This is a genomic window from Gluconobacter sp. NFX36 (assembly GCF_049887835.1).
In the GTDB taxonomy this organism is placed as follows: Bacteria; Pseudomonadota; Alphaproteobacteria; order Acetobacterales; family Acetobacteraceae; genus Gluconobacter; species Gluconobacter japonicus_A.
On the sequence record NZ_JAGEKJ010000010.1, the window covers coordinates 52,635 to 79,425 of the forward strand.

Sequence of the window (26,791 nt, forward strand, 5' to 3'; positions counted from 1 at the left end):
CATCCTTATCAGAACGGTAAAGACTGTGTGGAGCAGGCCATTCCGTCAGGAATGGCTCATAAAACTTACGAAGCCGTAAAGAGACGATGCACCGTACGGGCTACACTCTCACGCCATTCAGGCATTTTAACGCCAAAAATGCGGTGAAGTTTTGAACAATCCAGACGGGAATCCTGCGGACGCTTGGCCGGAGTGGGCCAGTCTTCTGTCCGGATGGCTGTAACCGTTGGCATGGCCTGACCATGCTTTTCGGCTTCTTCCAGCGCTGCGACTGCCAAACCATGCCAGGTCGTTTCGCCGGTTCCGCTGGCGTGATAGATGCCAGCATATTCCGGTTTCCAGCCGTCTTTTTCCACGAGAGCCAGAATGGCCAGAATGGCTTCAGCCAGATCGTCGGAACTGGTTGGGTTGCCGCTCTGATCTCCCACGACCTTCAGTGCTGGATTCTTGGCTCCTGCATTGATCATGGTCTTGATGAAGTTTTTGCCATGGGCCGAATAGACCCAAGACGTTCTAAGAACGATGCTCTTTGGATTGGCTGCGAGAACAGCTTGCTCTCCGTCCGCCTTGGTGCTGCCATAGACCGTCTCAGGATTGGTCGGATCTTCTTCAGTGTAAGGCGCACCCTTGTCACCGGAAAACACATAATCCGTAGAGACATGCACAAAAGGGATGCCAGCCTTGGCACAGGCTTCAGCAAGCGCCTTTGGGCCAGAACAGTTGGCGCGTTCTGCACCGTCTTTTTCTGTTTCGGCCAAATCGACAGCCGTCCAGGCTGCCGCATTTACAACAGCAGCCGGATGATACTTCTCAATCGCAGCGGCGATTGTTTCCGGCTTGTCGAAATCGAACTCAGGGCGGCCGACACGAATGATGCGGTCACCGCCCAAAGTGGCGAGAGATGTCGCAAGCTGGCCATTGCCGCCCGTGACGAGGATGAAACCTGTGCTGGACATGACGTTACTCACTTTTCGTACTGGAACCAGCCTTTCGCTTCGGAGAAGTGCGGTGCGATCTTGTCCTTGTCAGACAGAACCGCTTCTTCTTCGGAAACAGGCCAGTCAATGTTCAGTTCCGGAGAGTTCCAGATCACCGCGCGCTCGGAAACCTTGCTATAAAGAGACGTGCACTTGTACTGCACTTCGGTGTTCTCTTCGAGCGTCACGAAGCCATGTAGGAAGCCGGGTGGAACCCAGAGCTGGGACCAGTTTTCAGCAGACAATTCAGCTGCAACCCATTTGCCATAGGTGGGGGAGCCCGTACGGGCATCGACTGCCACATCCCAGATGGCGCCGCGCGTCACGCGGACGAGTTTGCCTTGCTCGTAGGGAGCTAACTGGCAATGCAGACCGCGGACAACGCCTTTTTCAACGGAAAGGCTCTGATTGTCCTGAACGAAAGGCAGGTTGATGCCGGCCTCTGTCATACGGTCAAAATTATAGGTTTCGGAAAAGAAGCCGCGATTATCGCTGAAGCGGGGAGGCGTAACGAGAATGACGTCTGGAATAGCGAGCCGTTCAACCTTCATGACGGTTTCCTTCAGAAAATAAACTCTGGAAATAAAGACAGACTGTGCCTTAACAGAAAAAACGCTGCCTGACCGGGTCAGGCAGCGCGGATAGTTCAGACGCCGTGGTCTGCCAGTTCAAGCAACAGGCGGCCTAGTTCAGTTTTACCCATTCGCTTTGCATGATCGCGAAGCTGGTCAGCGGTAATGAACTTGTTGCGGAAAGCAACCTCAGCAGGCGAACCAACCAGCATGCCCTGACGAGACTGAATGGTTTGTACGAAGCTGCCAGCCTGCATCAGGCTATCGGGCATGCCGGCATCGAGCCAAGCGCAACCACGGCTGAGGCGATCAACCTGCAACGTGCCTTCTTCAAGGTACATACGGTTGAGGTCGGTGATTTCCAGTTCGCCACGTGGGCTCGGCTTCACCTTTTTGGCAAAATCCACGACACGGTGATCATAGAAATAAAGACCTGTGATGGCCCAGTTTGATTCAGGGTTTTCCGGCTTCTCAACGACTTCGAGTGCTTTGCCACTCTCATCGAATGAAACCACGCCGTAACGTTCGGGATCACGAACCTGATACGCGAAGACCGTCGCACCTTCAGGACGGTTTGCGGCTGCACGTAGCAGCACACCCAGATGATCGGCAAAGATCAGGTTATCGCCGAGTGCCAGTGCGCATGGGCAGCCTTCAAGCCAGTCTTCGGCAATCAGGAACGCCTGGGCCAAGCCATCAGGGGAAGGTTGGATTCGATATTCAAACGTCACGCCGAACTGGGAACCATCGCCCAGAAGACGCTGGAACTGAGGCATGTCATGCGGGGTCGTGATGATCATGATGTCCCGGATTCCCGCCAGCATTAGCGTGGAAAGGGGATAGTAGATCATTGGCTTGTCATAGACCGGCAGAAGCTGCTTGGACGAAGCAAGCGTCATAGGATACAGGCGCGTGCCTGAACCGCCAGCCAGAATAATGCCCTTCATGGGCTTCGTGTCGATCGTGCTCATGCGCGTGTTCCCAGTCGCTGTCCCGTATATCGCTTGGAGCGGATACCTTCCCACCAGTCACGGTTGTCGAGATACCACTGAACCGTCTTGCGGATACCGGTTTCGAAGTCGTGCTTGGCTTTCCAGTCCAGCTCTTTTTCAGCATGGGACGGGTCGATCTCATAACGGAAGTCGTGGCCGGGGCGGTCCGTCACATAGCGGATCAGACGCTCACGCGGGCCTTCCGGATCTGGCAGGAGTTCATCCAGAACAGTGCAGATCTTCTTGACGACTTCCAGATTGGTGCGTGGCTGGCGGGCACCAATGGCGTAGGTTTCGCCTGGTTTGCCAATTTCAACAGCGCGGACCAGAGCTTCAGCATGGTCTTCGACGAAGAGCCAGTCACGGATATTCTCGCCCTTGCCGTAGACTGGCAGTTCACGCCCTTCGATGGCATTGATGGTCACGAGCGGGATCAGCTTCTCCGGGAAGTGCCAGACGCCATAATTGTTCGTGGTATTGGTTACGAAGGTTGGCAAACCGTAAGTGTGATACCAGGCACGGACCAGATGGTCAGACGAGGCCTTGGATGCTGAATACGGGCTGCGCGGATCGTAAGGTGTTGTCTCAGTGAATGGTGGATCGTTTGGCTCAAGATGGCCAAAGACTTCATCTGTAGAAATGTGATGAAAGCGGAACGCGGCCTTTTCTTCGTTTCCGAGGCCGTTCCAGTATTTGCGGGCAGCTTCCAGTAGTGAGTAGGTGCCAACGACATTGGTCTGAATGAAGACGCCAGGGCCATCGATTGAACGGTCCACATGGCTTTCAGCTGCCAGATGCATCACGGCATCCGGGCGATACTCTTCGAACAGACGTTGCATTTCAACGCCGTTCACGATGTTGGCGCGAGCGTGAGAGTAACGCGGATCGGAAGAGACTTCGGCAACTGTATCTTCAGAGGCTGCATAAGTCATGCAGTCAACGTTCAGCACGCTGTGTTCGGTGTTCTTGATGATATGACGTACCACGGCCGAACCAATGAAGCCGCAACCGCCTGTCAACAATATCCGCATTTCAACTCCTTAACATCACGGTAGGAGCATCAGCCCCGCCACAGGAAAGTACCTTACAGTGTTGTACAAGAGGCGCAAACAGAGCTGTCGGTAATACTAATGAAACTATTTCTACATTCATAAGGTCTCGCCCCCCAACGCTGAATGAGCTACCCAGACACTCCTGTGAGGCATGCAGGAGAACATAGGTATGCTGGCTGATATATTAACCCGCTCGCTCGTTGATGTGCTGGAACGCCCAGACCTTCGGGTTGTTGCGGCGGGTCTCATGCCAGAACTTGATATTTCCCTGCAGCAGCCTTTCCAACTGGGGAAAAATCTGAAGGCAGGCCATAAATCTCCTGCCGGACGCGCCTGTTTGAAGCTGGGAGAGCCCTGTCTTCGCAATCCGGCGCTCGCACCAACATTTCTACGACAGGCAGTTGAGCTTTTTAGGTTACTCCACGCGGGGGCAGATGCCCGTCTTGCCAGCTTTGCTGCCGCGCGTGTTGCCGCGCTGTTTCATGATCTCGATACGAATGCATCCTGTCCGCTTCCGACCGAACTTGCTCTCTGCGTAGAAAATGTGCCGGAGAGCGAGGTATTGCTCGATATCTGGACCAGTCTGAAGCTGTTGTTGCCAGAGGCTCCGGAGTTTACTTTGCAGGATGCCCACAGGTTGCAACCAATTCTCGTACGCTTGTGGCCCGTCATGGCGCCAGCAGAAACATTGATGAGTAGCGGAGGAGACTCTCGACTGACCGTCGACTCTGAAACAGGGCTGAACCGGTATTCCTGTTCGCATCGCCCACGGCCTTGGGCGGTCAGTTTTGGGTCATCAACCGCATCTTCTTTGTCAGAGCGTGGGTTTGGAGGAGCAGAAGCTGCCCGGTGTGCGATGATGAATGCACTCCTTTCAAAGCAGGACCCGGACCTTGTTCAGGAAACAATGGTCAAAAATGCGCGAGCTGGAATTGGACGACATTATGGCCTGCCAGAGGATGCCGTATTGTTGTCTGCCTCCGGAACAGATTGTGAACTGGCAGTTCTGGCTTTAGTAGCCGCAGGAACCAACCGTCCTATCAGTTCCATTCTGCTGGCTCCGGACGAGACTGGAAGCGGTGTGCCTCTGGCTGCGTGTGGACGTCATTTTGCGGCAGACAGTGCATGCGCCACCCAGGTTGGGAAAGGCGAGTTGATTGAGGGATTTCCGGCCGATACCCGTCTCATAGGTGTCACAATCAGGCATCCTGATGGAACTTCACGGGCCATAGAAGAGATTAATGCCGAGTGCCTCGAACTTGCGCGGCGAGAGGTAAAGGCTGGGTGTCATGTTCTAATGCACCGCTTGGATCAGTCTAAAACAGGTCTGGCCGCGCCTGATATGAACACCATCGAAACCTTGAGGCGTGAGCTTGGAGAGCATTTCAGTGTTGTAGTGGATGCCTGTCAGGCGCGTCTCAGCCCCTCGCGTGTTTTTGAGTGGGTAGAGAGCGGCTTGATGGTCATGGTTACGGGCTCGAAGTTTTTTACCGGACCGCCATTTTGTGGTGCTATTCTTCTACCGGAAACGTTGCGTGACCGCCTTCCGTTATTGTCCCTCCCGGTCGGTCTTAAAGACTATGCTCATCGTGATGAATGGCCAGAAGAGTCCGACGAAAACGCATTGAGCGCGGGCCATAATATTGGCCTCGCTCTACGATGGCATTCTGCTCTCGCCGAGATGGATGCGCTCTTTGCTCTGCCTGACGACACGATCCGTTATCGGTTAGCCTCTTTCATAGAAAAAGCTATCGACATGGTGGATCAGTGTCCGTCACTGACAATGCTTCCCATGGGACAGCCCGTTGATGACGGACGCTGGGATGCGGTTCCCACGATTCTGTCTTTTTTGGTAAGCGACCCTCTTGTGCCTGAGCGGCCACTCGCCCTGGAGGATGCGCGGAAGTTGCATCGTTGGCTGAACGCGGATCTATCACCCTGGGTGAGGGAAGGGGAACCAGCTTTGCTCTGTGTTCTGGGGCAGCCTGTTCCAGTTCCTCATCCACTTCTGGATGGTCCAGCGGGTGCATTACGCCTGTGTGCTGGTGCGAGACTAGTGTCAGGAGAGCCCTCTCACGCAGGACTGGATGAGACGCAAAGATTGCAACGGGAATGTGCGGATGCCCGCAGAGTGATCGCTAAGCTGGAATTGATCCTGAAACATTGGAATGTTCTGCTGGACGCCAACCCCGTTCCCCGTTACGCGCCTTTTTCATGACCCAGACAGATCACGTCGTTCCACACGGACATTTTCTAGATAGCCCAGAGCTTCCTCGGGGTATCACGCGTTTCTGGCTCGTGCGACATGCTGTCGTGGAGGCCGCCGCACGCAAGACAATGTATGGCGCCATGGATGTGCCTCTTTGCAAAGACGCCATGGCCAGTCAGCAGAGTGGTTATGCGGCACTTGCACGTCGTCTGCCTACAGATGCTGTCTGGTATAGTTCCCCTCTTCAAAGAGCGAGGGATACGGCGATCCAGATTCGCTGTGCTGGAGATTTTCAGTGTCCTGATGTGACGCTGGACACACGGTTTATCGAGCAGTCTATCGGCGACTGGCATGGAACACCTCATGAGCAGTTCCTGTCGCTTTTGCGTCTACCGCCAAACCCGTTCTGGTCTTTGTCAGCAAGCGAGCTTCCGCCGGGCGGAGAGAGCATGCTGGACGTCTGCGCGCGCGTATCTCATGGCCTGGAGGATCTTGCCAATACGCATCCTGGTCAGGACATGGTGGTAGTCAGTCACGGAGGCGCCATCCGGGCTGCTCTGTCCCATGCACTTGCCATTCATCCGGATATTGCGCTCCGGTTTACGATTCAGAATCTGTCCATCTCAATCATTGAACGCATCAATGGTTTATGGCGTGTTGTGGCTGTGAACGAGCTTCCAGATTTTCGGGGCTGAAAAATCCCCGAAAGAAAAAGTTTTCTAGCGTAGACCGGACTTTTTCCTGCGGAAGGGTCCGGAATGAGTCCGCGACTGCCAATGCAGCAAGCAGAACTAACGTTCCGACTTTACACAAAATACAATTTCAAGGGTAAGACCGGAAACGGAGCTTGGTGGGCACACAAGGGCTCGAACCTTGGACCCGCTGATTAAGAGTCAGCTGCTCTACCAACTGAGCTATGTGCCCGTCGCTCCGTTCCCGGTGAGGCGCGTTATAGAGCTAATTACGCGAGGTATGCAAGAGGGATTCGTGAGGAAAATAAATAAATCTGAAAATATCCTCAAAAACAGTAACTTAAGATCGATTTAGTAGCCGCATGAGACTCTCGAATTGTTCGAGAGACCGATAATCGATCTTGAGTGAGCCGCCTTTTTTACCATCGTAGGAAATCCGAACTTTCAGACCCAGACGAAGAGCGAGGTCTTCTTCGATCTGAACAATTTCAGCATTCCGTCGGCTTTTGGGAGCAAGCATCTTCTCCGATTTCTCGGCCGCAAGTGCTTCAGTCTGACGGACATTCAAGCCCTTTTCCAGAACGATCTTAGCGGCGGCCACTGGGTCAGGGTGGCCCAGCAGGGCACGAGCGTGACCGGCAGTTAACTCGCCCTGGCGCACATAGGCGCGCACTTCGGAAGGAAGGTTAAGCAGGCGCATCGTGTTGGTGATGTGTGGGCGGGATTTGCCAACAGCGCCGGCCAGTTCTTCCTGGGTTAGCGTATAATCATTAAGGAGACGCTGGAGCCCTTCAGCCTCTTCGATCGGGTTCAGGTCTGCGCGCTGAAGGTTCTCGACCAGTGCCGCAGCCATGGCATCCGTATCATCCAACTGACGCACATGGACCGGCACACTGTGCAGTCCGGCAAGCTGCGACGCACGCCAGCGACGCTCACCGGCGATGATTTGATAGCGCTCCGGATTGGCAGGGTCTGGTCGAACCAGAAGAGGCTGAAGAATGCCTCTGGAGCGAATGGAATTGGCAAGTTCCTCCAGGCGCTCGGGGTTCATATCTTGACGCGGCTGAAAGAGACTTGGTTCCAGCACATCGACGGGTAGGGAGGTATGCTGCTGCACTGGAGTATTGGCGCGTGTTGTGCGGGCAAGTTGAGGGGCTTGATCCCCCAGCAGGGCTGCAAGTCCACGACCGAGGCGCGGGGAAGTGTCCTTTTTGGCCATCGCAGCTTACGCCTTTGTCCTGTTCTCGGTTCGCTTCAGAAGTTCGTCTGCAAGTGCCACATAGGCAACAGCGCCTGTGGAGCGTGCATCATAGTTCAGCACCGGACTGCCGTGGCTCTGCGCTTCGGAAATACGGATATTTCTCGGGATCAGCGTTTCGAGAACCTGGTCTCCGAAGAACCCCCGTGCATCCTGTGCGACGAGCTCTGAAAGGTTGTTTCGTCGATCATACATTGTCAGCACAATGCCTTCGAGATGCAGATCTGCATTGAAAGCACGCCGCACACGGTCAATGGTGCGGACAAGTTGACTAATTCCTTCGAGCGCAAAGAACTCACACTGAAGCGGAACCAGAACACTGTCGGCGGCAACCAGAGCGTTCAGCGTTAGGAGGCCAAGGCTGGGAGGGCAGTCGATTAGGATGGTGTCGTAATCGCCTTCGAGGGCAAGAAGAGCGTCACGCAGACGATATTCCCGACGTTCATCCCCGATCATCTCCAACTCGGCGCCAGCCAGTTCGTTATTGGCTGTGATGATCGAAAGATTCTCGAACTCTGTCGGCTGAGCAAGGGCATGTGGCTCTGCTTCCTGCATCAGGGCAGCATAGGTGCCGACATTCCGCTGATCATACTCGATGCCCAACCCAGTCGAGGCATTACCCTGTGGGTCCAGATCAACGAGCAGGACGCGCTGTTTCCGTGCCAGCGCGGCGGCCAGATTGATTGTGGTCGTGGTCTTGCCAACACCGCCCTTCTGGTTGGTGACGGCAATGATACGAGTGGTGGGGGATACGGAATTAGACGACACGCTTGAAATCACTGACCTTGATGATGGCTCCGCCGGGGTCGGTGCGGCTGGGAAGAATGGTAGATGTCATGTGCCAGTCACGGCTTGCCTCGGTCAACTCATCCTGTGCCTTTATACCCTTGAGAAACAGACAAAATCCGTTTTCTTTCAGCAGAGGCCGCGCCCAGCCGAGCAGTTTGACCAATGGAGCCAGTGCGCGAGCTGTGATGATATCTGCTTCTGGAGGATTGGCCGCTTCAATTCTTTTGGGAAGAACAGTGACATTGGCTTCGCAGATACGGCCAGCCTCTCGAAGGAACGCGCATTTCCGCTGATCGGATTCAATGAGCGTGACCGGATTACCCGTCGCGATGGCCAGAATGACACCCGGAAAGCCGCCACCAGAGCCGAGATCTGTAATGGTGGCGCCTTGTGGGATCTGGTCTGCGAGTTGCAGGCTGTCCTGAATATGGCGGGGCCAGAGTTGGCCTAAATCTTTCGGACTGACCAGATTGATCTTCGCATTCCACTGCACGAGCAGATCAGCGAAGCGCTCCAGTCTGTCCTGCGTTTCACGTGAAACGGTGGTCATGACAGGGTCCTTACATGAGCCAGCAGGGCAACAAGAGCGGCAGGCGTTACGCCTCGAACGCGTTGTGCGGCTGCAAAGCTGGTCGGTCGGGCCTGAGTAAAACGCTCGCGCATTTCGTTACTCAGACCGCCAATGGCTGTGTAATCCAGATCGTCTGGCAGTGCGATGGCACTTTCCGATGCAAGCTGTTTGATCTCACGGTCCTGCCTGTGCAGATAGCCACCATAGCGGGCTTCTGTTTCCACATGACGGCGGATGCGAAGCGTAAATTCTGCGAACCAAGGCGCCAGATCGAGAACTCTGGAATGATCGCCATTGCTGGCCAGAACATCGAGAACGCTCCGGCGCCGTCCATCCAGTGAGACTTCAAACCCGACTTCTCTGAGTGTCTGGGGCAGGAATGTTGTCGAAGCGGCCTGAGCCATAGCCGCATCAATCTGGGTCTTCATATCTGTAAAAGCGTTGGCTCGTTCTGCAAGGACGCAGCCTGCATCCATACCTTTTGGGGTCAGGCGCAGGTCGGCGTTATCAGCGCGCAGGATCAGACGGTATTCGGCACGGGAGGTAAACATGCGATAAGGCTCGCTGATGCCGTGGAGCGTCAGATCATCAATCATGACACCCAGATAGGCATCGCTCCGATCCAGAATGAGCGGATCGTTTCCGGCTGTCGCGCGGGCGGCATTCAGGCCAGCAAGAAGACCCTGAGCGCCCGCTTCTTCATAGCCTGTCGTGCCGTTGATCTGCCCCGCCAGATACAGGCCCGGCAGACTACGCAACTGAAGCGATGGTAGAAGTTCACGGGGATCGACATAGTCGTACTCCACGGCATATCCGGCAGTCACGATCCGGGCTTTTTCAAGACCCGGCATGGAAGCGATCATGAGTGCCTGAACATCAGCCGGAAGGCTGGTGCTGATTCCGTTCGGATAGACGAGGTCACCGCCCGGATTGCCAGGAAGTGCTTCGGGCTCCAGAAAAACCTGATGGGAAGATCTCTCTGCGAAGCGGACCACCTTGTCCTCAATTGACGGGCAATAGCGTGGACCACGCCCGGCAATCGCCCCCCCATACATAGCAGAACGATGTAGGTTCTCGTTGATGATCCGGTGTGTTTCTGGCGTCGTCTGGCTGATGCGGCACGAGACCTGGTCGTTCGTGATGCGGTCTGTCAGAGGGCTGAAAGGCTCCGGAATATCATCACCGCGGTCTTCGGGAAGGTTGTCCCAGTCGATACTATCTTTGGCAATGCGGGGTGGTGTGCCGGTCTTGAGACGCCCCATGCGGAGATTGAGAGCCTCCAGACGCTCACCCAATTTCGTTGCCGGGGCTTCCCCAATGCGCCCGGCGAGTTGCTGCTCATGCCCGACATGGATCACGCCGCGCAGGAAGGTACCTGTCGTGAGGACTACGGCACCGCAACTGAAGGACCGGCCATCTTCGCAGATAACACCGCAGATCTGTCCGTTTTCTTCAATCAGATCCCCAACCGCTCCAGCCATGATCGTCAGGTTGGGCGTTTCTGCTAGAAGGGTTTGAATGGCCGTCCGGTAAAGGGAACGGTCAGCCTGTGCTCGGGGGCCGTGAACGGCTGGCCCCTTGGAGCGATTGAGCAGTTTGAAATGGATACCCGCGCGATCCGCAGCCTTGCCCATCAGGCCATCCAATGCGTCGATCTCGCGCACAAGATGCCCTTTGCCGATTCCACCAATAGCAGGATTGCAGGACATGGCCCCGATGGTTTCGAGCTTGTGTGTCAGCAGGAGCGTTCTGGCTCCAAAGCGCGCAGACGCTGCGGCTGCTTCGCACCCGGCATGACCGCCGCCGATCACGATGACATCGAAATCGCTCAAAACCTACTTCCCGATACAGAACTGCCCGAAAATTGCATCGAGCAGGGATTCAACATCAACACGTCCTGTCAGACGCCCCAGAGCCTGCATGGAAAGGCGAAGCTCTTCGCCCCGCAACTCAGGCCAGGTGGCACTCCGGGCGCGCTCCAGATGAGTGACGGATTCCTGAATACCTGCACGATGGCGTGCCCGGGTCAGGGGCGGTGCACCGGCGCTAGCAGTCAGTGCCGAGACACGTTCCGTCAATACGGACCGAAGTGCCGACAATCCATCACCTGTCTGGGTGCTGATGCCTAGCATGTTCGGCGGTGCAGAGGCGATGTCGATTTTTGTACGAACCGCAATTTCACTGTCGGACAGTGCGTCTGCTGTTTCGTCTGGCCCAATCAGATGCAGAATAACGTCTGCCTGTTTCACGTGAAACAAAGCGCGCCGGATACCTTCTGCTTCGATCTCATCTTCCGTCTCACGAAGTCCCGCTGTGTCGATCAGCCGGAGGCGGACACCATTTAAAATCCAGTCAACGGCAATGGCGTCTCGTGTTGTTCCTGCGCGATGCGTGACGATTGCTGCATCATAACCAGATAAAGCATTGAGAAGGCTGGATTTTCCAACATTCGGAGAGCCCGCGATTACGACTGTCAGACCCTGTCGCATCAGTTCGCCGCGATTGTCCTGCAAGTGAGCGGACATTTCATGATGGAGCGCTGACATCTCAGTCAGAAGAGTCTCCTCGACTTCTGGAGGCAGGTCTTCGTCCGGGAAGTCAATCAGAGCTTCCTGATGCGCCAAAACAAGCCGCAGTCGCTGCGCCCAGCCATCGTATAACCGACTGAGAGCCCCATCCGCTTGTTGAAGTGCCTGTTTACGCTGGCTTTCCGTCTCGGAATCGACCAGATCGGCGATAGCTTCGGCTTGAAGAAGATCCAGCCGACCTTTTTGTACCGCACGTTTGGTGAATTCTCCTGGTTCAGCAGGCCTCGCCCCCAGATCAGTCAGAGCATCCGCAACGCGGGCAATAACGGCTGGTCCGGCATGAAGATGGAGTTCGAATCCGTCTTCGCCGGTGTAGGATTTCGGTCCCGGAAGCCAGAGAACCACGGCATGATCCAGAACCTCTCCCTGATGACGAAGGCTGCGCAGGCTGGCGCGCCGAGGTTCTGGGAGAGAACCGCAGAGGCTCTTGAGAAGTTCCGCACTTCTTGGTCCGCTGGCGCGCATGATGGCAATGGCCGCACGACCTGCACCTGTTGCCAGAGCAAAAATAACCTGCGGGGTCGAAAAGGAGATGGGGATCATGCCCCTTATGTAATGCAGGATGTGGTTCTGTGAAAACGGATTGATGGCAAAAGAAAAAGGGTGGTTCGTTTCCGAACCACCCTTTCATGTCAGGCTAACAAAGTTGGGAGAGGCTTACTGAGCCTGATCCACACCTGTGTGCGTCTGAGGGGAGAAGGTCCAGCCTTCGCCATAAGGCTGCGGCATATAGGCCATCCAGCCCTTGGAAGAAACATTCCATCCAGCCGTGGAAACCGGAGCACCCGTTGTGCGGAGCTTGCGGATATCCGAAGCGGACAGCGTGCCAGGAGCCTGGTTGCCCCAGCTCTTACGCATGAAGTTGACGGCATCGGCGATCTGCTGGTCAGACAGATGATCGCGGAAGCCTGGCATGGCAACAGCGGACGGCGCCGTGTTCGTCGGAGGCAGGATGCCACCAAAAGTCACGATGTTCGCCATGGATGTCGCATCATCCGTAATGACAACCGGGTTGCCAGCCAGAGGCGGGAACATGCGGTTGACACCCGTACCGTCGTTCATATGGCAGATGGAGCAGTTATGCAGATAAACCTCTGCGCCTGCGTCCCCCTTGCCACCGGCTTCAAGCAGGGCCGTAGCCTTGCCGTCATCCTGACCGAGGTTCTTGCCTTCTGGCACGGCCGGCATGCTCTTCAGGTACTTGGCGGTTGCGTGCAGATCGTCATCTGTCCAGTGCTGGGTGCTGTAAGCCACCACGTCGGCCATGCCACCGAAGACGGCAGAATGGTCGATACGGCCGCTCTTCAGGAACTCGGCAATGTCTTCTTCAGACCAGCGACCCAGACCCGTATCGCTGTTGCTGCGTAGGCTTGGAGCGATCCAGTTGTCGATCGGTGCGCCACCGGAGAGGTAAGCGTTGCCGTCCTTCGTCGTATAACCCTTGACCTGCATGGCCATGCCACGAGGTGTATGGCACTCGCCGCAATGGCCCGGGCCATTCACAAGATATTCGCCACGGGCAATTTCCGGATCGGAAATGCTCTTGTCGAGGCCGGGTGTGACTGTCGGAACGAACATGGCGCGCCAGATGGCCAGCGGCCAGCGCATGTTCATCGGCCAGGAAATGTCCGGTTCCTTGTTCTGACGGGCCACCGGCTTCACGCCATGCATGAAGAAGGCATACATGGCCTTGATGTCGTCATCAGACAGGCGGGCGAACTCAGGATATGGCATGGCCGGATAGACCGTTGCACCATCCTTGCGGATACCCTTGCGGATGGCCTTCGTGAAGTCTTCCAGCGTGTAGCTGCCGATACCGTATTTCGGGTCCGGCGTAATGTTGGTGGAGTAGATCGTGCCGATTGGGCTCTTGATCTCCAGACCACCAGCATAAGGCTGGCCGTGCAGTGCCGTGTGACAGGCGACGCAGTCAGACAGGCGAGCCACATAGGCGCCGCGCTGAATCAGGGCGTCATCAGCGTCCTGGGCTTGGGCAGCGCCGAAAGACACTGCCATAAGGCCGACTGCGGCCGCGTATTTCCATCCCTGTTTCATCTCAGATACCAGTCTGTCCCGAGTTAATGCCTTGAGCATGTCACGTCATTCCTTTCAGCGTGACGGTTTCCCGTCACGGATGGTCCGGCGTTGCAGGCGCAACCGAACCCTGAGGGACGTTGAGGAATTCAGCGTTGGGGACGCCTGCCTCATTCTCTCGGGCCTTGACTTCGTCTGCGTAGGACTCGTTGGCACGCTTCACGAGGAAGTTGCGGATGTCTTCGATTTCAGCCGGAGACATGGACGTATCGAAACGATCCATACCGTAGGCCGTCAGAGCACCCTTGCCGACGAGCTTGTAGAACTTTTCCTGCCCGCGGATTGCACCGGACCAGCGCAGATCTGGCAGAACGCCACCGGAAATGCCGTTATCGCCATGGCAGGCTGCGCAATAGGTCTGGAACTGGAAGTAGCCATCCTTGAGTTTGGCTTCATCCCACTTCTCAGGCGGCTTCACAGGTACAAAGCCCAGTTCGTTCTTGACCGGAAGCTTGTCGCTGCCGTCGAGAGCGAATGCAATGATTCTGGAATGGTTGACCGTCCAACCGGACGTACGGGCCACGCCGCCAAGGAAGAACGGATAGATGCCGCCCCAGCCCACTTCCACAGCGACATACTGCTTGCCGTGTGCCGTGTAGGTCACAGGCGGAGCGATGATGGCGCTCTGGGCTGGGAAGGTGAAGAGGTCCTTGCCCGTTGTCGCGTCGTAGGCATGGAACTCGCCATTGGCGAGACCCTGGAACAGAACGCCGCCAGCCGTAGCCAGAAGGCCACCATTCCATGGACCCTTGTGGTCAACAGTAAAGACAGCCTGCTGCTTTGCGGGATCCCACGCAACGATCCAGCCCTTCAGATCCTTCAGGAACTGGGCCTTGTCAGCCTTGTGCTGTGGATCGTTGTCATCCAGCAGACCGATCTTGTTCATGTCGAGGCCAAGGTTCCAGCTGTCGTGGTGAGCCTTGAAGCCACCCTTCTGCGGATCGTAAACGAACGGAACCTGCTGGGCCGGGATATAAACCAGCTTCGTCTGTGGGCTGTAAGCCATGGCAGCGAAGTTATGGCCACCCAGATCGCCTGGGATGCCGTACCAGGGCTTGCCGTTCAGCGTCCAAAGAGCTTCTGGATTATAGTTCGGGCGGCCTGTTACAGGATCCAGACCATTGGCCCAGTTCTCATAGGTGTAAGGCTTGCCGGAGATGAACTTACCGGTCTTGGCGTCGATGATGTAGAAGAAGCCGTTCTTCGGAGCATGCACGAGGACATGGCGCATCTCGCCATTGATCGGCATGTCGAGCGCCATGATCTGCTGAACCGAGGTGTAATCCCACTGGTCCATCGGCGTTTCCTGGAAATGCCAGACGTATTTACCGGTGTCAGGATTGATGGCCACGATACTGCCAAGGAAGAGGTTGTTACCCTTTCCTTCAGAACGGAACTTGTAGTTCCATGGCGAACCGTTACCTACGCCCAGATAAACGAGATCCGTCACCGGATCATAGATCAGGGAGTCCCAGACGGTACCGCCGCCGCCCTGCTGCTTCCATGCGCCGCCCTTACCCCATGTCGGGTAAGCCTTGGACATCAGAACATCGTCAGACGCTGCGCCATCCGGCTTGTTGTCAGGGTTCGGAACCGTGAAGAAACGCCAGTCCATTTTGCCGGTTTCGGCGTCATAGGCCGTGACGAAACCACGGGCACCGAATTCTGCACCACCGTTACCGACGATGACCTTGCCCTTGGCAATACGCGGAGCGCCATCAAGCGTGTAAGAGCGCTGATGACCCAGCTGGGCTTCCTTGGGAACCGTATAGACGCTCCAGACCAGCTTGCCGGTCTTGGCATCCAGTGCGATCAGACGGCCGTCAAACGTGCCGAAATAGACCTTGCCGTTCCAGTAGGCTGCACCACGGTTGACCGTATCGCAGCAGCCGCGGTCAGCGATGTTGCCTGGAACTTTAGGATCGTAGGACCACAGCAGCTTGCCGGTCGCTGCATCCAGAGCCTTCATTTTGCTCCAGTTGGTAGTGGCGTACATGACGCCATCAACGATCAGCGGCGTACCTTCCTGACCACGATTGGTATCCAGATCGTAGTGCCATGCGAGCTTCAGGTTGCTCGCATTGTCCTTGGTGATCTGATCCAGCGGGCTGTATCGCTGCTCGGAATAGGTCCGGCCATAGCTCATCCAGTCTCCCGGATGCTGGTCGGCGTTTGTAATGGCTGTCCCTGTGTCCTCAGCTAGGGCGACAGGAGAGGCGGCGCAGAATGCCAAAGCGGCAGCGCAACCCAGAAGGCGCTTCTTCGTAACGTTGATCGGCGTCAGTAGACCAGAAACCATGATCCGACTGTCCTCTTTGCAAAGACTGTTCCTGTTACTGGTATTTCGGACCCCTTAAGTCCTGATAGGCTCCTCTCACGCGATAAAGGTGCCATCAGTTTCTCAAGTTGTCTGGAAAACCAGCATCACGAGAACTTACTACTCCTTATTTTATTGTTTGTAGAAAACTGGGCTTCTGACGTTTCCGTGAGCGGTATGTTTGAGAAATAGTCTTCTTGATTAGATGAGAATTATTCTTAATAAGAAACAAGCAAACATCTTTGGTACCTGTCGCAGGTTTGAGACAAAAAATGGCAGTTTCTCAACAAGGTGAGTAATATTTCGTAAAATCATACAAAAATGATCCCATATGTTATTTGAGAATACCGGCTTCCCGGCATATGCGTGACACGCATGTGTTTTTTTCATAGGGACTCTTTTAGGGAAGCATGATTGACGCTTTCCTGGGGATGAGGCAGCGTATCTGCATGCCACAGCTTTCCTGTCATTCCCCTCTTGGAGCCCTGACCATCAGCGAAGATGAAGGGCGTATTGTTGCTCTTGATTGGGGCTGGGGTCGCGATCAGGAAGAGACGCCACTTCTGGTGAAGGTCCGCGATCTTCTTGAAAAATATTTCGATGGGGAGCAGGTCGACTTCAGCGATCTTCCATTTGCGCCCTATGGAACGGCTTATCGCAAGAAAGTCTGGAAAACCATTTTGGAAATCCCATACGGAGAAACGCGGACTTACGCTGAAATTGCCGCACAGGCTGGAGGGTCAGCGCGCTCTATTGGTGGGGCTATGGGAGCCAACCCAATTCCGGTTCTCATCCCCTGTCACCGCGTCGTAGGGGCCACCGGGCTTGGGGGATATTCCGGATTGAATGGTGTTGAAGACAAGAAAATCCTTCTTGATCTCGAAAAAGGCGACTGAAAACACCAATAAAAAAGGGGAGCCGAAGCTCCCCTTTTTTGCATGAACAGAGAATAAATCAGTTATTCATGGCTTCAAAGAAGTCGTGGTTGGATTTGCTGTATTTCAGCTTGTCCAGCAGGAAGTCCATGGCATCCATCGTGCCCATCGGTGCGAGGATACGGCGCAGGACCCACATCTTGGACAGTTCAGCACGGTCAACCAGCAGTTCTTCCTTACGCGTGCCCGACTTGGTGATGTCGATAGCAGGGAAGGTACGCTTGTCAGCCAGTTTGCGATCCAGGATGAGTTCAGCGTTACCGGTGCCCTTGAACTCTTCAAAAATCACTTCGTCCATACGCGAACCGGTATCGATCAGCGCCGTAGCGATGATGGTGAGCGAGCCACCTTCTTCGATGTTACGGGCTGCACCGAAGAAGCGCTTCGGGCGCTGCAGAGCGTTGGCGTCCACACCGCCGGTCAGTACCTTGCCTGATGATGGCACAACGGTGTTGTAGGCGCGGGCCAGACGGGTAATGGAATCCAGGAGGATCACCACGTCCCGCTTGTGCTCAACGAGACGTTTAGCCTTTTCGAGAACCATCTCCGTGACCTGAACGTGGCGTGTTGCCGGTTCATCGAAGGTGGAGGAAACGACTTCACCGCGCACGGAGCGGGCCATGTCCGTTACTTCTTCCGGACGTTCGTCGATCAGAAGAACGATCAGGAAAACTTCCGGATGGTTTGCTGAGATTGAGGCTGCGATGCTCTGGAGCATCACGGTCTTACCCGTACGCGGCGGAGCGACGATCAGGGCGCGCTGGCCCATGCCGATCGGCGTGACAAGGTCGATGACACGCGGTGTGTAATCGCGCTGGTCTTTCTTGCCCTTGCTGCGAGGAGATGTCTCGGAAACAGCAGGTTCGGACTGTTCAACTTCCATCTTCAGGCGACGCTCAGGGTAGAGCGGCGTCAGGTTATCGAAGTTGATACGCGTCCGGACGACGTCCGGGTCTTCGAAGTTGATGGTGTTGACCTTGAGGAGCGCGAAGTAACGCTCGCCATCCCGCGGGGCGCGGATCTGGCCTTCAACCGTATCACCGGGGCGCAGACCGAAACGGCGGACCTGCGTCGGGGAAATGTAGATATCGTCTGGGCCGGGAAGGTAATTTGCTTCCGGGCTCCGCAGGAAACCAAAACCATCCGGCAGGATTTCCAGTGTTCCCTCGCCGTAGATCGCCTGATCGCGCTCGGCAAGGGTCTTGAGGATAGCAAACATGATGTCCTGCTTGCGCATGGACGAGACGTTCTCGATCTCCAGTTCCTCTGCATAAGCCAGCAGATCGGCCGGAGATTTTTTCTTGAGTTCGGCGAGATGCATGAAAAACGCGCCTTATGTGCCCTTGGGGCAAACCTTATGGGGGAAGGATGGGCCTGCCTGATGCTGAATGATCAGAACAGAGGCTACGGACGTCAGGCACCTTTTCAGGGCGTGGCATCGGAAGCAAACGTCATCCGGTTAGGAAAGGAGACCGGGTGGCTAGATAACCACCAGGAAGTCCCTGTTGGATTACCGGAGCGCGCGAAGGAGTGTCAAGCCTGACGCGCTCGGTGACATGACTTTGATATGAATCAATGGGTCAGCATGGCGTCTGCCGTGCGAAGGGCCAGAGCCATGATGGTAAGGGCAGGGTTGGCAGCGGTGGCACTTGGAAAGGTAGAGTGATCGCTGATCCACAGGTTATTGATATCGAAGCTCTGCCCGTAAGGCGTCACAACAGCAGAGCCGGAATCTTTCCCCATACGCGCCGTGCCCATCATGTGCGCCGCCCGATCAAGAATACGAAGATCCTTCGCGCCAATGGCGTCCCACATACGGGTCAGCAGGCGGGAGGCATGCGCATGCATGGCCAGCTCGTTAGGGCCATAACTGTGCGTGATCAGAGGTTTCGGGATACCGAAAAGGTCTTTCTCGTCTGAGAGCACGACGCGGTTTTCAGGGCTGGGCATGCAGTCTCCGTGAATCCCCATGCCGATGCTACGATTATACCCTGCGAGCGTACGGACAAGATCCGCCCCACGACGGGTAGATCCGCGTGCGATGTTGGAAGCCCAGGTGATGGGCATCATGCCAAGAGATTGAATCAGATATCCCCCAGCGAAATCTGCGTCTTTCGGACGCATCATGTCTTCAGTAATTGTCAGGGAAGGATAACCGCGATTGGGGCGAACCTCCTGGTCAATCTCGCCCCAGATCTGGGTTGAGATATGAGTCATGTAATTTTCCCCAACCTGCCCTGAACTGTTAGCCAGCCCGTTATGCAGAAGCAGACGGGCTGTTTCGACAGCACCGGCAGACAGAACCAGTTTCTCGCAGCGCTGTCGGATATCCTGGCCATTCTGCTTATAGACAACACCCGTCACGCGACCGGCCTGGTCTGTTTCAATGGTATGAACGAAACAACCCGGTCGTATTTCGGCGCCATATGCAACAGCCAGCGGAAGCCATGTGTTGTCAGTGCCTGATTTTGCACCATTCCGGCATCCCTGATGACAGGCTCCACAACTGACGCAGCCTTGCCGTTCACCAAAATACGGTTGATTGAAAGGTCGTGTGATCAGCGCTGTTGGACCGTCAGCATGACGAAGGCCTAAAGCGTCGCAGGCGTCGCGCATTTTCAGGGCTGCCGGATTTGCTGGCGGGGGCGTGTAAGCATATTGCCGGGAGGGATCCCATGGATATTGGGCCGGGCCAGAGACACCAATGAAGGATTCTACTTCTTCAATGTAAGGAAGCAGTTCCTCGTAACGGAAAGGCCAGTCCACGCTGCGTCCCGTTTCCGTATGAAGCTGGAAGTCCCGGGCGTCCGGGCGAGGAAGAAAGGCACCATAGTGCAGCATGGATCCACCAACGCCCGTTCCACTATTGTTGCCTCCGAAAGGCTGAGGATTACGTCCCCCGGAAAGACGTTCGTTGAGCCAGTAGATTTCGCGGGCTTCGATTTCGTCAGATGTATAATGTGCAGGAGTGAATTTTGGTCCTGCTTCCAGCACAAGAACGCTCTTACCTGCCTGCGCCAGCCGTGCGGCGAGAGGGGCTCCACCGGCGCCGCTTCCAACAATAATGACGTCCAGAATATCGGTCTCAGCATAAATCTTCATTTTTCACATATGCCTTATGCTGCGGAGGAGATTTTTGTGGCAGGTTCGAAATCTTCCCGTTCATTGACCTGAACGGTTTCAAAGCCCTGAAATCTTTCGTCACCACCATTCAGGTTGGCAGACATTCCAAGTCTGTCCTGAACGCGAGGATCAGCCAGAAAGCATTCGATAACGTCTGCACGCAGATCGAGAGCCCATTTCTGCATCTGTGACGGATTCAGACGGCTAGGCCTGTCCAAACCAACTTTCCCCTCTCCCATGGCATCCAGAAATGCCGCGACGGCGCTTTCTTCGAGCAAAGAAAAAGGGCGCTCAAATTGTGAAGTGGAAAGATCATTCAGAGTCAGGAGGGCTTGCTCCCATGCCTGACTGTCGGAAGGAAGTTCCGCAAAGCGCCAACCATCCCGCGGTCCGCTCAAAGCCAGATCAACTCGCAAAGCGAGATTGAGCGTTTGTTGGCCCAAAATCTCTTCGTGCGGCAAGAGAACGGTCACAAGGCGTTCCAAAACCGAAAAAGCGGTCGAAGAAAGCGTTCGTGGTGTGCCTGACGAATCTTCTTCGAGGCGTCCCTTCAGAATGTCATGAGTGCGGCGGGAAAGATGATCTGAGGCCAGAAAGGGAGGAAAATCAGACGAGTTTGTCATGTCGGCGTCCTTTGCTTCATTTTTCAAAGTCCCGGCATAGGGATAGTTCCTGTCTCCCGCTCAGGATCAAGATGCACTATCCTGCTTCAGTTACCCTGTCGGGCATCCGGCGGAATGAGAGTTAGAAGAGATCCATCCCCTGATCGGGATGTTTGTGCAAGTGAGGAGAGACGATGGCGGTCGAGATCCGGGTGCCGGCGCTAGGAGAAAGCCTGACGACCGCGACTGTCGCGCGCTGGCTGAAGCAGGCGGGTGATTACGTTCAGCATGACGAGACGGTTGTCGAACTGGAGACGGACAAGGTCAGTGTTGAGGTCACGGCACCTTCTGCCGGACGCCTTGAGAACTGCATTCCGTTGGGGACGGAAGTTGAGATCGGTGGTCTTCTGGGGCAGATTGATGAAACCGCTGAAGCCCCAGTGATGACCACATTTGAAGTTCGGCCTGTTGAGGCTGTATCTTCTGAGCCTGTCGCGCCGTCGGTTGTTGAGCCTTCACCTGCGCCAAAACCGGCTCCCGCACCGGTAATCACGGAGCCGCCTGTTGCCGGTAATTCTGAAGATAATATCTCTCGGGAACGTCGCGTTCCGATGTCGCGACTGCGGCAGACGATTGCACGAAATTTGAAAGCAGCACAGAATACGGCTGCAATCCTGACGACATTCAATGAAATTGACATGTCTGCGGCCAAGGCACTTCGGGCCGAATACAAAGATGAATTTGAAAAGAAACATGATGGTGCCCGATTGGGCTTCATGTCTTTCTTTGCCAGAGCCGTAGTCGGGGCACTTCGTGATTATCCGGCCTTGAATGCCCAGATTGAAGGGGATGAGATCGTTTATCGTGATTTCGTCAATCTCGGGATCGCGGTTGGAACAGAGCGCGGACTGGTTGTCCCCGTTCTTCATGACGCTGACCAGATGAGTTTCGCGGAACTGGAGCGTCGTATTGCGGATTACGGCAAACGTGCGCGAGTGGGGTCGCTCAAACTGGACGAACTGTCACACGGGACGTTTTCAATCACGAACGGTGGTATTTTCGGATCGCTGCTTTCAACACCAATTCTGAATACGCCGCAGTCGGGTATTTTAGGTATGCATGCCATTCAGGATCGTCCTGTTGTGCGTGACGGTCAGGTCGTCGTTCGTCCCATGATGTATGTTGCATTGTCTTATGATCACCGTCTCGTAGATGGACGCGAAGCTGTGAGCTTTCTTGTTCGTGTGAAACAGCTTGTTGAGGATCCGCCACGGCTTTTGCTCGATCTCTGATCTTTTCCGGAAGACGCAACGTTAAGGCGTTGTGTCTTTCGCTGAACGCTGGACGATTTACCGTTCCCCCGCGTTCATTTAACCATTGTGAACCGAGGGTCATCCCAGTTATGTCGCCTGCTTTCCGATCGTCTTATTCTTTCCAAGTTTTCGTATTGGCGACTGCTCTGGGAGGTGGCGTCCTGCCCCTGACAGCCTGCGCGCAGGCGGACAAGGCTTCAGCCGTGAAGCCACAGGCTGTTGCAGCAACGGGCATTATTGGAGATGTCCCAGTGCCGCCGCCCGCCACCAATGTACCGACGGATGTCGCGCCAGAAGTCCCTCCTGTAAACATTCCCCCTCTTCCGGTTCTCACCAACGCTGAAGCTCATAAAGAAGCTGCACGGCTGGAAAAAATGATGGCGAAGACCATCAAGGGATTTTCAACTTACAAACCTGAACGTCGGGAAACCTTTATCGCACTGGCCAGAGACGAGCTGTTAAAATCAAGAATGCCAATTTCACGCCCACAACTTATTATGGTTGTGGATCGTAATGAAAAAATTCAGCGTCTAGACTTTGTTTTGGCGTTTCCAGATGAACAGTGGGTTTCAATCGGCGGCACACCTGTTTCCACTGGAACGACAGGTCGTAAGTACTATTACATAACGCCTGTTGGCGTTTTTCAGAACACTGCGGATCGCCTAGGGTATCGTGCAGAGGGGACCAAGAATAAATACGGTATCCGTGGAATCGGTGCCAAAGGATCCCGCGTTTGGGATATGGGCTGGCAAACGGCCATGAAAGGCTGGTTGCCTAAACACGAAACGGGGCAGATCAGGCTGGAAATTCACGCTACCGACCCTCAGTTCCTTGAGTGGCGTCTTGGACATCCTGCTTCTGAAGGGTGCATTCGTATCCCGGCAACCATGAATCACTTCATGGATCATTACGGCTTGATAGACGCTCTTTACGAGCAGGCCGCCGGCTATGACCCACGGTTCGCAGCTTTGTTACCAAAAGACCGGGAACAGACACCTCTTGCTGGAGACTTAGTCATTGTCGTGGATTCTGGTCCCTTAACAGAGCCGAAAATCGATCCTATTGCTGATAAAAGGCCGCTTCCATAAGGGAAGAAAACGTAACTATTACAAAATAAGTATGACGCTTCGGGGTAAACTGTATGAAATTTCCATGACGAAATGGTAATACAGGTTTTCAGTATCAGGAAGCATGAGTAATGAGCGTCTTCTCTACCACGGGAGTACGCGATTTCCATGAAAAACGTTCGAAAAGGTTTTGCCCTGTCTACAGGACTGGTAACGGGGTCGATTCTTTTTGTTTCTGCGGCTTATGCTTCGGATGCTAATTCGGATCATAAAAAGAAAGCATCTGAACAGGCTCCGAAAGTCGAGAAGCTAACGGTTCTTGGTCACGCATCCCGTATCGCTCCAGCAACAGTGCCTCTTGATATTACGCAACCGACATCAAAAATTCAGTCAGGATTTTTGATGAATAATATTATTCCGCTAGCAAGCGTTGACGATATTATTCAATTCCAGCCAAGCGTATTTTCCCAGAACCCCAATGGTCCGGGAATGGGAAAGGCTGAAACCATGAGTCTGCGTGGTTTTCAGGATGGCCAGTACAACATGACGTTTGATGGAATACCTTTCGGAAATGCAACAGATATGGGGCATACGACCTCTGCGTTGTTTATTTCGCACTTTCTTGGTGAGGCGCAGATTGACCGTGGACCAGGAACTGCTTCCACAATAGGGAACGCGACATTTGGCGGCACTATGGGATTTACATCTAAAAATCCCGCTGCACGAATGGGAACAACGCTTTACGGTACCTATGGTAGTTTTAATACTCGTGCAGGTGGAATTGAGTTCGATACAGGCAAGACCAGAATGGGTCGTGCATTTATCGATATGCAACATGAAGAAACCAACGGCTATCTGACCAATTCTTCTGAGCGTCGCAGCAATCTGATGTTCAAGGATGTTGTTGATCTTGCTCCAGAAACAACACTGACCATTGAAACGACCTATAACAAAGAGTGGCAGTATACGACTCAGGGGGCGACGCTTGCTGATTACAAGACGTATGGTAAAAATTATGGATTATGCAATGATCCGTCTAGGCAATGTTATTATGGATATCAGCCGAGTGTCTACACGTCTGATTTTGATTACATTGCCCTTAAAACCAAGCTTTTATCTTGGTTGACGCTCGAAAATCAGATTTACACAAGCGGTTTTGAGCACGATTATTCCGAGAGTACTGATGCAAGCCAACGGTCGACAGCAGCAAATGGCGTAACATTTTACAATGCCGCCGGAAAAAAGGTTGCAACCTATAAAAATGATATTCCCGGAAAATATGCTGATGCTTCTTATAGAACTTACGGTGATACGTTGCGTCTGAAAGGGCATACTTCCTATGGTGATATTCTTTTGGGAGTCTGGGCTGATGTTCAGAAAGATCGCCGTTATACATATGCCATTGATTTAAGTCGGAATTCCATTCCCGTTCCGGGGAAAACAGGTTCGCCATTCAGTTATGATATTTCAGATCTGAACACGACAATTCAGCCTTATCTTGAACTGAATGTTCATCCATGGAAAGGAGCAACAATCAAACCGGGTATAAAATATTCCATTTTTAAAAGGGATTATGATGCGGGTATAAATAAGGGAACAAAACTTCCGCTAAAAGATACGCAGAATTATGGATCGTGGCAGCCATCTATTGCGATAAATCAACGTATCATAAAAAACTGGAGCGCGTATGCACAGGTTGCCCGCGGGTTTCTTGCTCCGCCGTTGTCTGTTTTCCAGGTAAGTTCTGTCGGGAGTGTGAAGCCTGAAACAACCCTGAATTATCAGGTTGGTTCAGTTTATCATGGTCGCAACTGGATGCTGTCTCTGGATGGCTACTATATTAATTTCTCAAATTATATTGCCGCTGCACAGATTTATGTTCCTAATATTGGTACGACATCGACATATGTGAATAGCGGGGGGGGCGGTTTACCGAGGGATTGAGCTCGAAGGCCAATACGTCATCGGCTACGGCTTTTCCCTGTATGGGAATTACAGTGTGAATGACGCGAAATATAAGCACAGCCATGTTCGCGTCGCGCAGACGCCGAATGCATTGGCGTCTTTCGGTCTGCTTTACGAAAGCGACCATGGTCCGTATTTTTCTCTTATGGGTAAATATGCTGGTAATCATTGGGGGCTGGACAGCACGACAAATGATGCGGGCGATACGGTTTTCAAAAACCAGTATAAAATTGGCAGCACTGTAACTGCTGATCTTGCCATGGGCTGGCGCATTCATCACATCGGTTCATTCTTCAGAGACGTGACGCCGAGTATCAAAATCGCCAACCTTTTCAATAATCGTTCGATCAGCGATTATGCAGGCACCCAGTCTTACGGAGATGCGCCGTTGTTCTGGCGTATTGCAGGACGGAGTGTTTTCTTCAACATGACCGCAACGATGCCATGATCCGTCAGATTTCTTCTCTGATTGTTCTTGTTGCTCTGGGAGGATGTGTCTCTCAGACGCAGGGAGACGTTCTGGAAAAGGTCGTTTTCCTGGGACGACATGGTATTCGTAGTCCTACAGTCTCTCCTCAGGAGATGCAGCACCGCACAGGGCATGTTTGGCCGGTGTGGTCTGTTGCCCCTGGAGAAATGACGGGCCATGGGACAGATGCTTTAAGAGCAATGGTGCAAGCCGTTCGAGGGTATTACAGCCAGACATCCCTTTTCCGGTCTTTACAATCCTGTCAGGCGGTGGCGCAGGAGGCTGTTGTCTGGGCTGATACCGCCGATCACAGAACACGACAGACAGGCGAAGTCTGGGCCAAGGAAATTGCGCCCGGATGTTCTTTGCAGGCCAGGTGGGCCTTTACGACCGCTGATCCGGTTTTTAATGCGCTTGGAAGCCCGGCGGCGTCAGTTGATTCCTCCGTCCTTGAGCGCGATTTTGATACAGCCAAGGATACACTGCCAGAGCCTGCTTCTGATGCAGCGTTAAAAGCGCTTCAGGGGCTTCTGGCTTCTAATGCATGCACAGAAAAGCCTGCTTCGTCGCAATGCTTGACTACTCCCACGACCCTTGAATGGAAAAAGGGAGTGCCTCGTCTTAAGGGGGGATTTGTAACGGGTGGAATGGCGGCAGAAAGTTTGCTTTTGACGTACGCCGAGGGGTTGCCGCTGACGGAGTTTGGGATCTCCGAGAGGGGTGTTCCTCATATTCTTGAAACCGTTATGCCTGCACATGAAGCAGAAAACCACCTTCTGCGTCGTCTTCCAGAATATGCTCGAGCGCGCAATGGGATGATGGCGAAGAGTATTCGTGCGTTTCTTTCGGACCAGTCGGTGTATGCAATTCCGGGCATTCTGCCGTCAACGAAGGTACTGGTTCTAGCGGGGCACGATACCAATCTGGCAGCCATGATGGCGTTATTTGGGGTGGACTGGTCCTTTTCGGATCAGCCTGATTCTACGGCACCGAATACCGTTCTGGCATTCGAGCGCTGGCGTCGTTCCGACGGCACACGAGAGGTCAGACTCAAGGTCTTTCATCAATCCCTGGAGGAACTGCGTGAGGCGAAGACCCCGGATATCGGGAAATCCGCCATTACGCTATCTCCTGCGCAGCCGTTTTTTGCTCCCTAGCGCTAAGAACATCATGGAAAAACAAAAAAAAGCCCGGATGAGAAACATC

22 protein-coding genes and 1 tRNA gene are annotated in these 26,791 nt (G+C 54.2%); 8 read left to right on the top strand and 15 right to left on the bottom strand.

Annotation, left to right across the window (positions count from 1 at the left end; all coding sequences use genetic code 11):
* Positions 1-65: 65 nt before the first annotated feature.
* The 4 genes from rfbD to rfbB all read right to left on the bottom strand — a co-directional run bounded on the left by rfbD (position 66) and on the right by rfbB (position 3,572).
* The gene (gene rfbD / locus J4P41_RS11280) at positions 66-956 is read right to left on the bottom strand and encodes a dTDP-4-dehydrorhamnose reductase (RefSeq protein ID WP_426067206.1); all 891 of its coding nucleotides are present in this window, start codon (positions 954-956) and stop codon (positions 66-68) included.
* An 8-nt stretch (positions 957-964) separates the two neighbouring features.
* Positions 965-1,528 carry a dTDP-4-dehydrorhamnose 3,5-epimerase gene (gene rfbC / locus J4P41_RS11285; protein WP_010502913.1) on the bottom strand — a complete coding sequence of 188 codons (564 nt, stop codon included), beginning with the start codon at positions 1,526-1,528 and terminating at the stop codon, positions 965-967.
* A gap of 95 nt (positions 1,529-1,623) precedes the next feature.
* Positions 1,624-2,496, bottom strand: a complete 873-nt coding sequence (rfbA, locus tag J4P41_RS11290) for a glucose-1-phosphate thymidylyltransferase RfbA (protein WP_426067262.1) — start codon at positions 2,494-2,496, stop codon at positions 1,624-1,626.
* Between the two features lie 20 nt (positions 2,497-2,516).
* Positions 2,517-3,572 (bottom strand): dTDP-glucose 4,6-dehydratase, encoded by a 1,056-nt coding sequence (rfbB, locus tag J4P41_RS11295; RefSeq protein WP_426067207.1) that lies wholly within the window; start codon positions 3,570-3,572, stop codon positions 2,517-2,519.
* A 190-nt stretch (positions 3,573-3,762) separates the two neighbouring features.
* Here rfbB and J4P41_RS11300 point away from each other — a divergent pair, with 190 nt between their 5' ends.
* A complete protein-coding gene (locus J4P41_RS11300) occupies positions 3,763-5,811 on the top strand; it encodes a hypothetical protein (protein WP_426067208.1) in 2,049 nt (682 codons plus the stop codon).
* Positions 5,808-6,497: a histidine phosphatase family protein gene (locus tag J4P41_RS11305; RefSeq protein WP_426067209.1), complete on the top strand. Its 690-nt coding sequence runs from the start codon at positions 5,808-5,810 to the stop codon at positions 6,495-6,497. Before J4P41_RS11300 ends, J4P41_RS11305 begins: the two co-directional genes overlap by 4 nt.
* Positions 6,498-6,650: 153 nt before the next feature.
* Here J4P41_RS11305 and J4P41_RS11310 read toward each other — a convergent pair.
* The 8 genes from J4P41_RS11310 to J4P41_RS11345 all read right to left on the bottom strand — a co-directional run bounded on the left by J4P41_RS11310 (position 6,651) and on the right by J4P41_RS11345 (position 16,093).
* A tRNA-Lys gene (locus tag J4P41_RS11310) sits at positions 6,651-6,726 on the bottom strand.
* Between the two features lie 108 nt (positions 6,727-6,834).
* Positions 6,835-7,713: a ParB/RepB/Spo0J family partition protein gene (locus J4P41_RS11315; protein ID WP_426067210.1), complete on the bottom strand. Its 879-nt coding sequence runs from the start codon at positions 7,711-7,713 to the stop codon at positions 6,835-6,837.
* Positions 7,714-7,719: 6 nt separating this feature from the next.
* Positions 7,720-8,520: a ParA family protein gene (locus J4P41_RS11320; protein WP_062023480.1), complete on the bottom strand. Its 801-nt coding sequence runs from the start codon at positions 8,518-8,520 to the stop codon at positions 7,720-7,722.
* A complete protein-coding gene (gene rsmG, locus J4P41_RS11325) occupies positions 8,510-9,091 on the bottom strand; it encodes a 16S rRNA (guanine(527)-N(7))-methyltransferase RsmG (RefSeq protein WP_023944376.1) in 582 nt (193 codons plus the stop codon). Before rsmG ends, J4P41_RS11320 begins: the two co-directional genes overlap by 11 nt.
* On the bottom strand, positions 9,088-10,944 hold the full coding sequence (gene mnmG / locus J4P41_RS11330) for a tRNA uridine-5-carboxymethylaminomethyl(34) synthesis enzyme MnmG (protein ID WP_426067211.1): 1,857 nt from the start codon (positions 10,942-10,944) through the stop codon (positions 9,088-9,090). The genes rsmG and mnmG overlap by 4 nt, the downstream gene beginning before the upstream one ends.
* A gap of 3 nt (positions 10,945-10,947) precedes the next feature.
* Positions 10,948-12,243 (bottom strand): tRNA uridine-5-carboxymethylaminomethyl(34) synthesis GTPase MnmE, encoded by a 1,296-nt coding sequence (mnmE, locus tag J4P41_RS11335; RefSeq protein ID WP_426067212.1) that lies wholly within the window; start codon positions 12,241-12,243, stop codon positions 10,948-10,950.
* A 114-nt stretch (positions 12,244-12,357) separates the two neighbouring features.
* A complete protein-coding gene (locus tag J4P41_RS11340; RefSeq protein ID WP_062023473.1) occupies positions 12,358-13,794 on the bottom strand; it encodes a c-type cytochrome in 1,437 nt (478 codons plus the stop codon).
* A 34-nt stretch (positions 13,795-13,828) separates the two neighbouring features.
* Positions 13,829-16,093: a PQQ-dependent dehydrogenase, methanol/ethanol family gene (locus J4P41_RS11345; protein ID WP_023944380.1), complete on the bottom strand. Its 2,265-nt coding sequence runs from the start codon at positions 16,091-16,093 to the stop codon at positions 13,829-13,831.
* 428 nt (positions 16,094-16,521) lie between these two features.
* On the opposite strand from J4P41_RS11345, the gene J4P41_RS11350 reads away from it, so the two are divergent.
* The gene (locus tag J4P41_RS11350; RefSeq protein ID WP_426067213.1) at positions 16,522-17,007 is read left to right on the top strand and encodes a methylated-DNA--[protein]-cysteine S-methyltransferase; all 486 of its coding nucleotides are present in this window, start codon (positions 16,522-16,524) and stop codon (positions 17,005-17,007) included.
* 58 nt (positions 17,008-17,065) lie between these two features.
* On the opposite strand, the gene rho is transcribed toward J4P41_RS11350, so the two are convergent.
* The 3 genes from rho to J4P41_RS11365 form a co-directional block, all read right to left on the bottom strand.
* Complete coding sequence (gene rho, locus J4P41_RS11355) at positions 17,066-18,367, bottom strand: transcription termination factor Rho (protein WP_010504413.1); 1,302 nt, start codon at positions 18,365-18,367, stop codon at positions 17,066-17,068.
* Positions 18,368-18,618: 251 nt separating this feature from the next.
* On the bottom strand, positions 18,619-20,148 hold the full coding sequence (locus J4P41_RS11360) for a GMC family oxidoreductase (RefSeq protein ID WP_426067214.1): 1,530 nt from the start codon (positions 20,146-20,148) through the stop codon (positions 18,619-18,621).
* Between the two features lie 14 nt (positions 20,149-20,162).
* Positions 20,163-20,792 (bottom strand): gluconate 2-dehydrogenase subunit 3 family protein, encoded by a 630-nt coding sequence (locus J4P41_RS11365; RefSeq protein WP_426067215.1) that lies wholly within the window; start codon positions 20,790-20,792, stop codon positions 20,163-20,165.
* Between the two features lie 173 nt (positions 20,793-20,965).
* Here J4P41_RS11365 and sucB point away from each other — a divergent pair, with 173 nt between their 5' ends.
* From sucB to J4P41_RS11390, 5 genes are all read left to right on the top strand, one after another.
* The gene (sucB, locus tag J4P41_RS11370) at positions 20,966-22,063 is read left to right on the top strand and encodes a dihydrolipoyllysine-residue succinyltransferase (protein WP_426067216.1); all 1,098 of its coding nucleotides are present in this window, start codon (positions 20,966-20,968) and stop codon (positions 22,061-22,063) included.
* Between the two features lie 110 nt (positions 22,064-22,173).
* Positions 22,174-23,172, top strand: coding sequence for a L,D-transpeptidase (locus J4P41_RS11375; protein WP_426067217.1), 999 nt, complete (start codon positions 22,174-22,176; stop codon positions 23,170-23,172).
* 147 nt (positions 23,173-23,319) lie between these two features.
* Positions 23,320-25,095: a TonB-dependent receptor gene (locus J4P41_RS11380; RefSeq protein WP_426067218.1), complete on the top strand. Its 1,776-nt coding sequence runs from the start codon at positions 23,320-23,322 to the stop codon at positions 25,093-25,095.
* Between the two features lie 55 nt (positions 25,096-25,150).
* On the top strand, positions 25,151-25,564 hold the full coding sequence (locus J4P41_RS11385; protein ID WP_426067219.1) for a hypothetical protein: 414 nt from the start codon (positions 25,151-25,153) through the stop codon (positions 25,562-25,564).
* Complete coding sequence (locus tag J4P41_RS11390; protein ID WP_426067220.1) at positions 25,561-26,742, top strand: histidine-type phosphatase; 1,182 nt, start codon at positions 25,561-25,563, stop codon at positions 26,740-26,742. Before J4P41_RS11385 ends, J4P41_RS11390 begins: the two co-directional genes overlap by 4 nt.
* The last annotated feature ends 49 nt before the right edge of the window (positions 26,743-26,791 follow it).